This is a genomic window from Devosia yakushimensis (genome assembly GCF_030159855.1).
In the GTDB taxonomy this organism is placed as follows: domain Bacteria; phylum Pseudomonadota; class Alphaproteobacteria; order Rhizobiales; family Devosiaceae; genus Devosia; species Devosia yakushimensis.
Map to the genome: position 1 here is coordinate 159,159 of NZ_BSNG01000001.1, position 12,680 is coordinate 171,838.

The 12,680-nt window shown below is 62.4% G+C and carries 15 protein-coding genes and 1 riboswitch; of the genes, 8 read left to right on the forward strand and 7 right to left on the reverse strand.

Annotated features, from left to right (window positions below; all coding sequences use genetic code 11):
- Nucleotides 1-8 precede the first annotated feature (8 nt).
- Complete coding sequence (thiB, locus tag QQL79_RS00740; RefSeq protein WP_284386973.1) at nucleotides 9-1,013, reverse strand: thiamine ABC transporter substrate binding subunit; 1,005 nt, start codon at nucleotides 1,011-1,013, stop codon at nucleotides 9-11.
- Nucleotides 1,014-1,087: 74 nt separating this feature from the next.
- A riboswitch (TPP riboswitch) is annotated at nucleotides 1,088-1,184 on the reverse strand.
- 41 nt (nucleotides 1,185-1,225) lie between these two features.
- On the opposite strand from thiB, the gene QQL79_RS00745 reads away from it, so the two are divergent.
- The 3 genes from QQL79_RS00745 (at nucleotide 1,226) to QQL79_RS00755 (ending at nucleotide 3,276) form a co-directional block, all read left to right on the forward strand.
- Nucleotides 1,226-1,909: a thiamine diphosphokinase gene (locus QQL79_RS00745; protein WP_284386975.1), complete on the forward strand. Its 684-nt coding sequence runs from the start codon at nucleotides 1,226-1,228 to the stop codon at nucleotides 1,907-1,909.
- Between the two features lie 97 nt (nucleotides 1,910-2,006).
- Complete coding sequence (locus tag QQL79_RS00750) at nucleotides 2,007-2,315, forward strand: hypothetical protein (protein WP_284386976.1); 309 nt, start codon at nucleotides 2,007-2,009, stop codon at nucleotides 2,313-2,315.
- A 310-nt stretch (nucleotides 2,316-2,625) separates the two neighbouring features.
- Nucleotides 2,626-3,276, forward strand: a complete 651-nt coding sequence (locus QQL79_RS00755; protein WP_284386978.1) for a hypothetical protein — start codon at nucleotides 2,626-2,628, stop codon at nucleotides 3,274-3,276.
- Between the two features lie 48 nt (nucleotides 3,277-3,324).
- Here the strand turns inward: QQL79_RS00755 and rpoH are convergent, their stop codons facing one another.
- Nucleotides 3,325-4,197, reverse strand: coding sequence for an RNA polymerase sigma factor RpoH (gene rpoH / locus QQL79_RS00760; protein WP_284386980.1), 873 nt, complete (start codon nucleotides 4,195-4,197; stop codon nucleotides 3,325-3,327).
- Nucleotides 4,198-4,514: 317 nt separating this feature from the next.
- Complete coding sequence (locus QQL79_RS00765) at nucleotides 4,515-5,543, reverse strand: RluA family pseudouridine synthase (RefSeq protein ID WP_284386982.1); 1,029 nt, start codon at nucleotides 5,541-5,543, stop codon at nucleotides 4,515-4,517.
- Between QQL79_RS00765 and QQL79_RS00770 the strand changes: the two genes are divergently transcribed.
- On the forward strand, nucleotides 5,542-5,895 hold the full coding sequence (locus tag QQL79_RS00770) for a DUF6476 family protein (protein WP_284386983.1): 354 nt from the start codon (nucleotides 5,542-5,544) through the stop codon (nucleotides 5,893-5,895). The two genes, QQL79_RS00765 and QQL79_RS00770, sit on opposite strands and share 2 nt — an antisense overlap.
- Before the next feature lie 288 nt (nucleotides 5,896-6,183).
- Here QQL79_RS00770 and QQL79_RS00775 read toward each other — a convergent pair whose 3' ends face one another.
- Nucleotides 6,184-7,092, reverse strand: a complete 909-nt coding sequence (locus tag QQL79_RS00775; protein ID WP_284386986.1) for a hypothetical protein — start codon at nucleotides 7,090-7,092, stop codon at nucleotides 6,184-6,186.
- Between the two features lie 297 nt (nucleotides 7,093-7,389).
- Between QQL79_RS00775 and QQL79_RS00780 the strand changes: the two genes are divergently transcribed.
- On the forward strand, nucleotides 7,390-8,289 hold the full coding sequence (locus tag QQL79_RS00780; protein WP_284386987.1) for a dihydrodipicolinate synthase family protein: 900 nt from the start codon (nucleotides 7,390-7,392) through the stop codon (nucleotides 8,287-8,289).
- Between the two features lie 243 nt (nucleotides 8,290-8,532).
- On the opposite strand, the gene QQL79_RS00785 is transcribed toward QQL79_RS00780, so the two are convergent.
- Nucleotides 8,533-9,099: a DUF1134 domain-containing protein gene (locus QQL79_RS00785; protein ID WP_284386989.1), complete on the reverse strand. Its 567-nt coding sequence runs from the start codon at nucleotides 9,097-9,099 to the stop codon at nucleotides 8,533-8,535.
- Between the two features lie 135 nt (nucleotides 9,100-9,234).
- Between QQL79_RS00785 and QQL79_RS00790 the strand changes: the two genes are divergently transcribed.
- The 3 genes from QQL79_RS00790 (at nucleotide 9,235) to QQL79_RS00800 (ending at nucleotide 10,891) form a co-directional block, all read left to right on the forward strand.
- A complete protein-coding gene (locus QQL79_RS00790; RefSeq protein WP_284386990.1) occupies nucleotides 9,235-9,702 on the forward strand; it encodes a YHS domain-containing (seleno)protein in 468 nt (155 codons plus the stop codon).
- Between the two features lie 63 nt (nucleotides 9,703-9,765).
- Nucleotides 9,766-10,446, forward strand: a complete 681-nt coding sequence (gene chpT, locus QQL79_RS00795; RefSeq protein ID WP_284386992.1) for a histidine phosphotransferase ChpT — start codon at nucleotides 9,766-9,768, stop codon at nucleotides 10,444-10,446.
- A gap of 79 nt (nucleotides 10,447-10,525) precedes the next feature.
- Nucleotides 10,526-10,891: a response regulator gene (locus tag QQL79_RS00800; RefSeq protein ID WP_284386994.1), complete on the forward strand. Its 366-nt coding sequence runs from the start codon at nucleotides 10,526-10,528 to the stop codon at nucleotides 10,889-10,891.
- On the opposite strand, the gene QQL79_RS00805 is transcribed toward QQL79_RS00800, so the two are convergent.
- Nucleotides 10,888-12,147, reverse strand: a complete 1,260-nt coding sequence (locus QQL79_RS00805) for an RNA polymerase sigma factor (RefSeq protein ID WP_284386996.1) — start codon at nucleotides 12,145-12,147, stop codon at nucleotides 10,888-10,890. The genes QQL79_RS00800 and QQL79_RS00805 overlap by 4 nt on opposite strands.
- 98 nt (nucleotides 12,148-12,245) lie before the next feature.
- Nucleotides 12,246-12,674 carry a YciI family protein gene (locus QQL79_RS00810; protein ID WP_284386997.1) on the reverse strand — a complete coding sequence of 143 codons (429 nt, stop codon included), beginning with the start codon at nucleotides 12,672-12,674 and terminating at the stop codon, nucleotides 12,246-12,248.
- Between the last annotated feature and the right edge of the window lie 6 nt (nucleotides 12,675-12,680).

Genomic DNA, 12,680 nt, shown 5'->3' on the forward strand with positions numbered 1-12,680 from the left:
GGTGGTCCCTACTGAATCGCCTTCAGCATCTCGTCGATCCAGGCAGGTGTATTCGCCTCGATCTCGGCGTCGGGCAGGGTCAGGGTCTTTTCCGGCTGGGGCAGCGCGCCAAAGGCGGGGTTCAGTTCATAGCCAAGGTCGATGACCGGGAACATCCAATTGGTGGTGGGGATGATCTTCTGGGCGTCGGCCGATGTCAGGTAATCGAGGAACTGGAAGGCGAGTTCCTGGTGCTTGGAGGATTTGAGCACGCCAGCCACTTCGGTCTGGGCGAAATGGCCCTCCTCGAACAGGGCTGCCTTGATCGTATCGTCGTCTTCCTCGACGATGTGATAGGCTGGCGAGGTGGTGTAGGAGAGCGCCATATCGGCCTCACCCTCAAGGAAGAGATTGTAGCTTTCGCTCCATTCGCGCGTGACGGTCAGGATATGGGGCTTGAGCCCGGCCCAGATTTCGGGCGCGCGGTCGCCATAGGCAGCCTTGATCCAGAGCACGAGGCCCAGGCCGGGCGTTGCCGAACGCGGGTCCTGGATGACGATCTTGAAATCGTCGGGCAGGGCGATCAGCTCTTCGAACGACTTTGGCGGATTGGCCACCTTGTCGCTGTCATAGACAAAGGCGAAATGGGCGTAATCGAAGGGCACGAAGCTCTTGTCGGTCCAGCCGGTGGGCAGGGTCAGGTTGTCGAAATAGAAATTGTGCTCGGCAAACAGCCCGGTGTCGCGCGCTTCCCCGGCAATGGCGGTATCGAGCCCGACGATCAGATCGGCCTCGGTCGTGGCGCCTTCGAGCTGCACACGGCGCAGCGTGCCGATGGAGGAATCCGCGGCGATGAAATCGACCGTGCAGTTGCAAATGGCTTCAAAGCCGGCCTTGAGCTGGGGGCCGGGGCCCCAATCGGCGGCAAAACCATCATAGGTATAGATTTTGAGCGCCGGCACATCCTGGGCGAAGGCGGGCGTGGCGAAGAGTCCGGCAAGGACCGCAAGCGCCAGAGAGGTGGATTTGACCATTGGGTCATTCCCTTCATCGGTTCAAGCGATCATGTGTGAAGGGATAGGTGTCAATGGTGGAGCGTGGCGAGACGCCCTTGCCATCTCGAACTTCCTCCGCCAGCATGACCTGGTTCAGGTTCAATGGGTAATTCTCAGCTCCGGAAACCCGGAACACCCCAGCGAGACGCCTGAGACTTAGTGCGAGAATTGTGACAGTGCAAGAGACTTCCGTGAGCGGCGCGGATGGGCTGCCCATCGTGTTTGAAGGCCCATTGGCCATTGTGGGCGGCGGGGTGGTGGACCCGGCTCTGCTGGTCGAGTTGGACCGGCGGGGCGTCGCCCTGGTGGGCGCCGATGGCGGGGGCGATGCAATCGGGGATGCGGGCCTGGTGCCCGCCGCGATCATCGGCGATCTTGATTCCCTCTCCAACCGGACCGGTTGGGAGCAACGGACCAGGGTCGTCCACCTTGCCGAGCAGGAAACCACCGACTTCGAGAAAGCCCTCTATTCGACCGCAGCGCCGCTGACATTGGCGCTGGGCATGACCGGCAAGCGGCTCGATCACACATTGTCAGCGCTGAATGCCATGCAGAAATTTGCGCTGCGGCGGCATCTGCTGCTGGTGGATGAGGTCGACGTGGCGCTGGCCGTAATTGGCCCGTTCAGCTTCGAAGCCGCCAAGGGCGAGCGGGTGTCGATCTATCCCCTGGCGGAAGTGAGCTTTGCCCGCTCCGAGCGACTGCTCTATCCGCTGGATGGATTGACGCTGGCGCCGGGCGGACGGCTCGGTACGTCCAATGAGGGGCTCGGGGGGCGGGTCGAGATTGTTCCGGCCGACGACACGCCCTGGCTGCTCATCCTCGACAAGTCGCATCTGCCGGCGCTCATCGACCTGCTCCTCGCCCCTGCGTGACGCCTTTCTGAATGGCCCGTTCAAGGCCGTTTCAGCCGGTGCGGCTCACATCGGGAGCCGCCGGAATAACCGGCGATCAGAGAGGAGTTTTCCGAAAATGTCGATCAGCAGATCCATAGCCGTTGCCCTCGTGCTTGCCACCGGGCTTGCGGCCGGCGCCGCGCAGGCCAATGACATTGCCATTGGCACCGGCCTGTCCGAACTGGCCATTATCATCGTTGGCGGCAAGGGTGGGGATGTCAGCCTCAACCCGCAGCCTTTGCCGCCGGGCATTGTCAATCCCTGGGTCCGGCAGGGGCTCAATCCCCAGCCATTGCCGCCGGGCAGGGGTCCGGCGACCGCGGTTCGCCCCGGCTTCTGGCAGGGCAGCAATCCGGACGAGCTTGTGCCGGGCCGGATGTATTAGGCGCTGCTGGGGGGGTCGGGATACCCCCTCCTAACCTCCCCCTGATAGGGGGAGGGATATCTCCACTCTTGGAACTGGATCGAGTTCTAACCACTGAACGGTCCCTCCCCCTATCAGGGGGAGGCTAGGAGGGGGTATCCACTTGCCAAGACCTTTGGCTGATCCGGGAGGGTATCCCGGTGGATAATTCGCCTTTGCCCGCCTATGCTGGGGCGGACCTCAGGGAGATGGCATGACAAATCGCCGGCATATATTGACGGGTTTGGCCGGGCTCTCACTCGGCCTTTCAGTCCGGCAGGAGGCCTGGGCCATGAGCAGTTTCACTCAGCAGGTCGCCGCCTCGCTGCCCCAAGGCGTCACCTTGCCCGAGGCCTTCGTTACGACCATGGACTGGATGGCGGCCAATGACTTTGTGCGTGATGGACCAATTGCCTATCTCTCGCCCGCCAGCGCTCAACTCATGAGCGAAACCGGCTTCAAGCCTGTGGATGCCGGCCATGTTGCCGCGTGGCTGGGCACTGAAGACCCCAGCTACGTGGATCGGTTGGCACCCATCATTCCGACCGGCGGCGAGGGCTCGTATGCGGCGTTGTGGCGGCGCGACGATGGTGGCCTCAGCATCGTGCATATGGGGTCGGGTTCGGGCTCAACCATGACATGCGTTTTGGCTGATGACCCTGTCGACATGCTGCGGCTGATGGCGATCGGCTATTCCGAGCTGTGCTGGCCGGAGACCCTTGCCATAACGCCGGAACAGGAACATTCCGATCTTGTCATGATCCTGGGGGCAGACAATGTGCTGCCCTATAGCCCACCGCAGGAATTCCGCCGGTTCATCACTAAAACCTTCAATGTCACCATCCCCGAACGGGGGTCGGAAATCGTTGGGAATGTTGCGCTGATGGAATCGGAAACCTCCGATGATCCATTCTGGCGGTGGATGCAGACCGTGCCGCGCTAACAAAAAAGGCGGGCACCGGGCCCGCCTTTTCCAAATTGTCTCAACCGCTTAGGCCGCGCTGCGGGCAGCTTCCTTGACCGCGTCCTGCACCTTTTCAAAGGCGCGGACCTCGATCTGGCGGATGCGTTCGCGGCTGACGTCATATTGCTGGGCCAGCTCTTCGAGCGTCGCCGGGTTTTCCTGCAGCCGGCGGGCGTTGAAGATGGCGCGTTCGCGCTCGTTGAGCACGTCCATGGCATTGGTCAGAAGACCCATGCGCTCGGTATACTCCTCGCTTTCGCCCAAAGCCGTTTCCTGGCTCGGGGTGTCGTCGACCAGCCAATCTTGCCATTCCGAGGAACCTTCGTCGGCCCGCATCGGCGAGTTCAGCGAAGCGTCGCCCGACAGGCGCGCATTCATCGACACCACATCGTCTTCGGTGACGTTGAGCGTGGTGGCGATCTGCTTGATCTGGTCAGGATGCAGGCTCCCATCGTCGAGCGCGGCGATCTGGCCCTTCACCTTACGCAGGTTGAAGAACAGGCGCTTTTGCGCGGCAGTGGTGCCGATCTTGACCAGGCTCCAGGAGCGCAGGACATATTCCTGAATGGCGGCGCGGATCCACCACATGGCATAGGTGGCCAGCCGGAAGCCCTTTTCCGGCTCGAAGCGCTTGACCGCATGCATCAGGCCCACATTGCCTTCCGAGATAACCTCGGAAATGGGCAGGCCATAACCGCGATAGCCCATGGCGATCTTGGCAACGAGACGCAGGTGAGAGGTAATGAGCTTTTGGGCAGCGCCGGGATCGGCATGCTCTTTATAGCGCTTGGCGAGCATATATTCTTCATCCGGTTCCAACATGGGGAACTTGCGGATTTCCTGAAGATAGCGGCTCAGCCCGCCTTCGCTTGAAAGGACCGGCAGATTTGTCTGGGCCATGAATGCACCCCTTTCTGATATCCCCCATGCTAGTGGCGCCGGATTGCCGCTACATTGCGTAAAAGCCGAATGTAGTGACGCCCGTTCAACGCTTGGCGCGGGCGGATCAGTCCCCCGGAAATATCCATTTCGGCATATTCGCGGAACTTAGAGCATATATAGGTAGCGGCTTCGCGAATGTAAGGGCGCGAAGTGTCCGTGAAACGTTACAAATTCGCAATGGTTGCTGGGCCTTGGGCGGCGGGGCAGTAGCGTTTCCGTGAACCATTCTAGCGCAGGGACGATGGGTTTTCCAGTGTCCAGCGGGCCGGCACCTGTTACCGCGCAAAAGCCTTGTTATAGGGCTCCAAGGCCTCTTCCAGCGCTTCGAGATCGGGCGGCAGCGGGGCTTCGAAGAACATTTCCTCGCCGGTCGTGGGGTGTTCGAACCCCAGTTCGGCCGCGTGCAGCGCCTGCCGGCCCAGTGCCTGGATGGGGGCGGCGACTTCGGGCGGCAGCCGGTTGATCTTGGTGGCATAGCCCGAGGCATAGACGGCGTCGGCCACCAGGGGATGGCTGATATAGGCCATATGCACGCGAATCTGGTGGGTGCGGCCGGTTTCGAGATGGCATTGCACCCGGGTAATATCCCAGCCCACGTCGCCAAAGCGCGCTTCGACGAAATAATGAGTGATCGCCTCGCGCCCATCCTTGCGCACGGCCTGTTTCAGCCGGTTATTGGCGTCGCGCCCCAGGGGCGCCTCGATCGTGCCCTTGGCGGTTTCGGTCGAGCCCCAGACAAAGGCGATATAGGCCCGGTGCAGCGGGCCGGTGCGGCCATGATCGGCGAATTGCTCGGACAGATGCTTGTGCGCAAGCTCGGTCTTGGCCGCGACCATGACGCCGGAGGTGTCGCGATCGAGGCGATGGACGATCCCCGGACGGCGCACGCCGCCAATGCCCTGCAGACTTGCCCCGCAATGATAGATCAGCGCGTTGACGAGCGTGCCCGAGGGGCTGCCGGGCGCGGGATGGACCACCATGCCTACGGGCTTGTTGATGACGATGAGCTGATCGTCCTCGTAGAGGATGTCGAGCGGGATGTTTTCCGGCTGCGGCTCGGGATCTTCGGGGGGCGGGGCGAGAAGGGTGATTGTCTCGCCCGCGCTGACGCGGTACTTGGGCTCACTGACAATAGTTCCCTCGATGCTGACCGCACCGGCCAGGATCAGGTCCTTGAGGCGGTTGCGGCTCAGCACATCATGGGCTTTGGCCAGGACGGCATCGAGCCTTCCGCCGGCCAGGGCCTCATCGACCACGATCTCGACTGCCTCGCCCTCGAATTCTTCTTCGGTATTTTCGGCCATGAGCAATCCTAACGAGTCCGGGCCAGACGGCCCCTATGTAAACGAGCCATTGTCGCCCGAGGCGCAGGCTGCGCTCGCCAAGGCGCGCCGCTCGTTCCGGTTTTCAATCAGCATTCTGTTGCTCGGCTTTATGGCGATTGCCCTGGCGCTTGTCTATCGCGTGATGCGCGATGCGCCGCCACCAGCCGTGGCCGAAACCGTCGCCATCCCGGCCGGGGCAGCGATTGTCTCGGCCGTGGTGGCCGATGGGGCGATCAATGTGACCTATACGATCGATGGCGTCACGACGCTGGGCCTGTTCGATCAGGCCACGGGAGAATTGACGCGCAGCGTGGTGATCGGGGCGGAGTAGGTTGCGTCTGCGGGTTCGCGCCGAAATGGCTTGCACTCGGTGCTTCCACCTCCACAATCGCCTTCCTCGGGCTTGACCCGAGGATCGCTCGCCGCTTGTGCCGCGTTGAGAGCGGCCCTCGGGTCAAGCCCGAGGGAGGCGCCAGTGGGGGAGATGAGTTGGGGAGCACCATTGAGTCTGGTGCCACAGATCGCGCAACCAACCACGGTGTCATTCCGGCGCAGGCCGGAATCCATGCTGAAGGCTATCCAGCCTCGGGGTTAGGACACCGCGGAAAGCCCCCAATCCCTACCGCCCCCGGATTTCCTTGAGCGCCGTCAACCGATCCGACACCGACCCTCGGCGCTTGCTCGGTTTCGGCGCAGGCAGCAGGTCTACCTTCTCGCCATCGTCGGCAAAGCGCTGGACGCGCTCGAAGAGGCTTTCTTCCTGGGTTTCGGTCAGTGCCGGCTGATGGTCGGCGGCATAGACCAGACGGCCGACGCTGGCGGCGATATCGCCCAGCCGCTGGCGCAATTGGCCCTCGTCGACCCGGTCGGTGTCCCAATCGGCCAGAATCGCGGATTGCACCGCCAGAACCTTGGCGCGCAGCGTTTCCGTTTCGGCCTCGAGGTTCAGCTTGTCGGCCAGCGGCTCTTCGGGATCGGCCTCGGCCAATAGGGCATTGAGGCGGGTTTCGGCGCTGGCAATGCTGGCTTCGGCCGTGCTCAGCGTATCGGGCTCCGGCTCGGGCTCGTGCGCCGGCTGGCGCAGGGCGCTCAGCTCGGCCTTGCTGGTATCGAGCTCGCGGTCGCGCATGCGCAGGCGCTGCGCCAGGTCGGTGTTTTCGCGTTCCAGCTCGGTGACGCGGCCGCGCAATTGCTCGCCCCGCCCTTCGAGTTCCTCGACAATGGTCTGGTGCTGTTCACGCTCGGTCCTGAGCGCCCCGGCATTGTCGCTGCCATGGCTCAACTGCTCGGCCAGGCGCTTGCGCAGCGATTCGACATTCATTTCCAGCTTGCGGGTGGATAGGGCGTATTCGGCCCGCAATTGGTCCTTGTCGGCGCGGAATTCGGCCATGGTAATGGGCGTGGCGGCTTCGATACGCCGCTTGGTCAGCCGCACCGCGCGCTTCCACACTGCCGGTATGACGATCAGCCCGACAAGCGCAGCGACCAGCAGCCCCAGGGCGAAATACATGATGTTTTCGATCATCATCCTGCGTAATCCGAGGCCATGCGCTTCGGCTCATCCTTGTGAGCTGTTTCTGTCTGGCAGCAAAGCCCGGCTAGAGCCATCTTTGCCACTGATTAACCCTAACGGGTTTGTCCGGTTCCGTCACCGGCAGCTGCCGAATCCCGGGGGTCTGGGCATGAGAACCATACATGGCGGTGATTAATGCCATGGTACCGGCAAAAGCCCGAGTCAGAAAAGCTTGAGTTGACTGCCGCGGGCGCGTCAAAGTGCTGGGCGGAGCGGCCGGGAGGGTCGCCGGAGGCATTGAGGTTCAGATAAATGACGGAACGTCTATCGGGCATGTTTGCGGCCCTGATGACCGGTTTGAGCGAGCAGGGCGAATTCGATCCCCGGCGCCAGCGCAATATCAATGAATATGTGCTGCGCCAGGGTCTTGCCGGGCTCTATGTCGGCGGCAGCAGCGGAGAATCGGGGCTGCTGACCAGCGAGGAGCTGCTGGCCCAGCAAGGCATCGTGGCCGAAAGCGCCGCGGCGTCGGGCGCGGTGCTGATTGCCCATGTCGGCATGGCCAATCTGCGCGACTCGATCAGCCTTGCCCGCAATGCCGAGCGGCTGGGCTACCAGGCGCTTTCGGCGCTGCCGCCGCATTCCTATCCCTTTTCCGACGCGGAAATCTTCGCCTATTATCAAGGCCTTGCCGCCGCGACGGCGCTGCCGATGATCGTTTATGAAATTCCGCTGCGGACCGGGCGGCCGCTGCCGCTGGACTTGCTCGTGCGCCTGCTCGACATTCCCAATGTCGCGGGCATCAAATTCACTTCCACGGACCTGTTCAAATATGCCCGCCTGCGGCGGCGGCGGCCGGACAGGGTCTATTATTACGGTTTTGACGAGATCTATGCCGCCGCCGCGGCCCTGGGGACGGATGGCGGCATCGGTACGACCTACAATATCTTGGGCAAGCTTTATGTGGCGATCGACCAGGCCGTTCGGTCGAGCCAGCTCGACCGTGCCCAGTCCTTGCAGCAATTGTCGCAGGATTTTGTCGAGGCCCTGCTGGATTTCGGTGTCCTGCCAGGCATGAAGGCGGCTTTCCGGGCCATCGGCGTCGATTGCGGCCCCACCCGATTGCCGCTCGATCTGGCCGCGTCCGGCGCGGAAGCAAAAATGGGCGAGGTCTTGGCCCGCCCGGCGATCAACGAATGGCTGACTGTGTGAGGGCGGGGGCGCACAAATCGCTGCACCACCCACAAGACTCCTGCAACGGAAGTGTTCTGAGGACTCGCATCACCCACCGTGTCATTCCGGCGAAGGCCGGAATCCATGTCCGCATGCTTCCACTGGTACCGGCGTTCGAGGGTACTTCACAGCATGGATCCCGGCCTTCGCCGGGATGACACCGTGTTCTTGAAGGCGTCTGAAGCAAAAACCTGACGCCAAATTGCCCAGTTGATATCCCGATCAGAACGGGTTCCAGGTCGGCTCGTTGGTGAAGTTGAGATAGCCGATATTGATGCCCAGCCGGGCGCCCACGCCCGAGCGGATCGGCACCATCACCACATCGCCGCGCTTGATCACCGTCATGCCGAAGCCGCCGATGACATAGGCGGAGCCGTTGACGCCGGCATAGCGCCCCAGCACGTCCTGAATTTGGGAGAGATTGTAGACCAGCATCATGACCTTGGAGCCGTCGCCACCAATGTCGAAGCCGATCGAGGGGCCCTGCCAAAAGACGGCATATTGGCCCACATTGCGCGTATAGACCGTGCCTTCGCCATAGCGGGCGCCAGCAAACAGGGCCCCGCCGGCATCCTCGCCCAGAATATAGCCATTGGGCAGGCCGAACTGGCTCACCGCCCGTTCCACGATGGAGGCCAGGCCCTGCGAGGTGGAGCCGAAGAACTGCTTGCCGCTCTCGACCAGTTCCTCGCCCGAATAGCTGTCGCTGAGCGAGCCTTGGGCGAAAGCCGTGGCAGGGGCCAGCAGGGATGCAAGCAGGGCGAGTGTGACAAGGATGCGCTTGAGCATGGACGAACTCCTGGCGGGCGGCGCGGCCGCAATTACGGGGACCTTAAGGTTTGTTACCCAAAATCCGCTTCTGGCTGCACAAGGCAGGCCAATAGTGGCTCGATGATGAAGCAAAGCTGTAAACAAATCTTAACCATGCTTGCCTTTGTTCTGCCGCTTTTCGGGGCGTTTTCCGGCGCAATCGCGCCTGTGCGGGCGCAGTCGGTGGTCACCGCAATCGTCACTGATCCGCTGACCGGCATTGCCATTTTCGGCATGGACCCGGTGTCCTATTTCGTCGAACCGGCACCCCTGCTGGGGCGGGGCGATATCGAATATGTGTGGGGCGGGGTGGCGTGGAATTTCGCCAGTGCTGCCAATCGCGACATCTTCATGCGGGCCCCGGAAACCTACGCTCCCCAATTCGGCGGGCACGGCGCCATGGCCATGGCGCGGGGGTTCCTGTCCGACAGCGACCCGCGCATCTATACCGTGTTCAAGCAGCGGCTTTACCTCTTCTATTCCCCCGGCAATCGCGAGGCATTCCTGCTCGCGCCCGATGCTGCGGCGATCAAGGCGGAAGAGAATTGGCAGGTTCTGTCCAAAACGCTCTCCACGCAGTAGTGCGAAAGGCCATCCGCCACTAAAGTTCCTGTTAGTGATTCCCTGCCGCTTCCGGAGACATTCATGGCTGACATTATCGAGCTCAAGGCCACCGATCTGGCCGCCATGCTGTGTAGCCGGGTCTGCCACGACCTGATCAACCCGATCGGGGCCATCGGCAACGGGCTCGAAGTGCTGGGCGATCCCAACCAGGGGGACATGGCCGAAGGCGCGCGCGATCTCATTGCCAGCGCTGCCAAGCAGAGCCGGGCCAAGCTCGAATTCGCCCGATTGGCCTATGGCGCGTCCTCGACCTCGGGCACCGATATCGATACGCGTGAATGCGAGCGCGTGGCCCGTATCCTGTTCGAAATCGAAAAGGCCGATCTCGACTGGCAGGTGCCGCTGATCCTGTTGCCCAAGCACAAGGCCAAGCTCTTCATGAATATGCTGCTGATCGCGGCCGGCTCGGTGCCGCGCGGCGGGCAGGTGGCGGCTTCGATCACCGGCGAAGCGGGCCAGGAGAAATTCGCCTTCACCTCCAAGAGCGATCCGGAAAAGCGGCAGAAGACGCTGGTACCCTCCGGTTCGGCGGGGTTGCTTTCGGGTACGCCCGAGGAGGGCTTTGTCGATGCCCGGGGCATTCAGCCCTTCTATACCGGGCTGCTCGCGCGCATGACCGATATGGATATCGCCATCGGGTTGGAAAACGACCAGTTTTTCCTCACCGCGACACCAAAAGCTGTGGTTGCAGCGGCTGAATGAGCACAGTCTGCTAACCAATTCCTAAGCGAGGTGGCGCTAAGGTGCACAATGTGTGAGCCGATGCGGAGCCCGCCCGGAGATGAAATCCTGCCTGATCGTCGATGATTCTACAGTCGTGCGCAAAGTCGCGCGGCGGATATTGGAAGATCTCGACTATATCGTTGAAGAAGCCGAAGACGGGCAGGAAGCATTCGACAAATGCCGGCAGGAAATGCCGGACGCCATTTTGCTTGATTGGCAGATGCCGATCATGAGCGGACTGGAATTTCTCAAGCTGCTGCGTGCCTATATTGGCGGCGAGAAGCCGCATGTCGTCTATTGTACTGTCGAAAACGACATCGGCGCCATCGCCATGGCCCTCAAGGCCGGTGCCAGCGACTACATGATGAAGCCCTTCGACCGCCGCATCCTCGAAGCCAAATTCGAGCCGGACCTGGCCGCCTAACCGGCCTCGGCACGGTTGAGCAGATACGCTTTTTCTCGTTCATTATGAGTGAGTTGCGCCGCGCGGCGGAACTCCAGCATGGCCTCGGTGTGCCGTCCCAATTTGCTCAACATATCCCCGCGCACGCCATAGAGCAGATGATAGTTCTTGAGCGCAGGGTCATCCTTGATCGAGTCGATCAATACCAATGCCGCGGCTGGCCCTTCGGCCATGGAGATCGCTACCGCCCGGTTCAGCTCGATCACCGGCGACGGCGTCACCTGCGCCAGCCGGGCATAGAGGGCAACGATACGAGCCCAGTCGGTGTCTTCAGCATGGCGGGCACGGGCATGGCAGGCGGCGATGGCGGCTTGCAGGGCATAGGGGGCGTCGGCGCCGTCCAGTTCCTCAGCTCGCGCCAAAGCCGCGAGGCCGCGGCGGATCAGCAATTGGTCCCAGCGGGCGCGGTCCTGATCCTGCAGGAGAATGGGATGGCCCTTGGCGTCCGTCCGTGCGCCGAGGCGGGACGACTGGATTTCCATCAGCGCCACCAAAGCATGCACTTCGGGCTCGTCGGGTGCCAGGCGCGCCAGAATGCGGCCCAGGCGGGTGGCTTCCTCGCAGAGCTGGGGGCGGATCCAGTCGTCGCCTGCCGTGGCGGAATAACCCTCGTTAAAGATCAAGTAGAGCACGCCGAGCACCGAGGCGAGCCGTTCGGCGCGCTCGGGTCCACGCGGCACCTCGAAGGGGATATTGGCGTCGGCAATGGTCTTTTTGGCCCGCACGATGCGCTGACCAATGGTCGGCTCGGCGGCGAGGAAAGCGCGGGCGATCTCCTCCGTGGTGAGGCCACCCAGCAGACGCAGGGTGAGCGCGACACGGGATTCGGCCGGCAGGATGGGATGGCAGGAGGTGAAGATCAGGCGCAGCAGATCATCCCCGACATCGTCATCCATGGCGTCATGCAGGGCTTCGACATGGTCGGGGACATCGGTTTCAATGCCATGGCCGACCTCGACCAGCTTGGTGGCCGCCATTTTCTTGTGCCGGAAATAATCGATGGCACGGCGCTTGGCGGTCTGGGTCAGCCAGGCGCCCGGATTTTTGGGCACGCCGCCTTCCGGCCAGTTCTTGAGCGCTATGACCAGCGCGTCCTGCGCCAGCTCCTCGGCCAGCGAGATATCGCGCACCATGCGGGTGAGACTGGCGATCAGCCGTGGCTGTTCGAGCTTCCAGACGGCGGTGATGGCGCGGTGGGCTTCGGACTGGCTGGTCATGGCGGGATGAAAGCAGGATGGACCGACCAGCGCAAGCGGGCGGACGCGCAAGATTACCCCGGTCTTTTGCCCGGGCGGTAACATAGTGGCCGCCAACCCTATCTGGTCAATGGCCGCTGCGTCTGGTCGCGCCAGGACTGTTCGCGTTGAAGGTGGTCCCGGGCGGAGCCCTCCGCAACGAAATCCGCGGTTTCGAAGACCTGACGTAGTTCGATTTCTTCGCCGCTCTCAAAGGGAAGGCGGCGGCACCAGGCAAGCGCCTCGTCGCGCGACTTGACGTCGATCAGCCAGAAGCCGGCCAGCAGCTCGCTCGTCTGCGGGAAGGGGCCCTCGGTAAGGGTAAGCCGATTGCCGTCGAAACGGAGGCGAACCCCTTTGCCGGAGGCCATCAGGCCCTCGCCATGCAGCAGCACGCCGGCGTCGATCAGGGCTTCGTTATAGCGACCCATGGCCACAAGTGCGTCGGAGGCGGGCATGGCGCCCGCCTCGCTTTCCGGTGTGGCTTTGACAAGGATCATGAAGCGCATTTCACT